Source organism: Reichenbachiella sp. MALMAid0571, assembly GCF_040151475.1.
Classification (GTDB): Bacteria; Bacteroidota; Bacteroidia; order Cytophagales; family Cyclobacteriaceae; genus CAXBNB01.
Genome location: NZ_JBDKWG010000025.1, coordinates 1 through 511, shown reverse-complemented (window position 1 = coordinate 511; position 511 = coordinate 1). Strand labels below are relative to the sequence as shown.

Here is a 511-nt window from a genome sequence, read left to right as displayed (position 1 = left end):
CGTTGTTGTACGATAGAATTAGTTGACAATTCTATCGGGTGATTGTGCTGTTGCCAAAATTGGAAGCCCTTATTGTTAGAAGCCTTATTACCAGCTCTTTTCATCATCCAAAGCAACCATTCTTTTCTGCTTTCTTGTGGATTGTTCTCTATGTATTTTCTGATATGACGTGATGTGTAGCTTTTCAGGTCTCTGATAATATCTTCAAGCTTTTGATCTCCGGTCGTACCTATTGCCATATGTACATGGCTGGTCATAATACACCATGCCCCAACCTGCAAGCCTTTATTTGCCTGACAATATCGAACTGAATCTAAAAATATGGACTTATATTCTTCCCTTATAAAAACGTCCAACCAATATACTACTGTGAATGTGACAAAATAAAATTGATTCTGGTCTCTTATTGCATATTTACGACCCATAACACCAAATATACAATGTTTTAATTTTTCATGGAATCGATGCTTGACGAAAAAATGGCTATGTAGATGACCTCAGCGTGGTTTCT

1 protein-coding gene is annotated in these 511 nt (G+C 36.8%); it reads right to left on the bottom strand.

Translation table 11 applies throughout. The features are described 5' to 3' along the window. On the bottom strand, positions 1-425 hold a 425-nt coding region (locus AAOP42_RS00280), incomplete at its 3' end, for a transposase (RefSeq protein WP_349526453.1). Between the last annotated feature and the right edge of the window lie 86 nt (positions 426-511).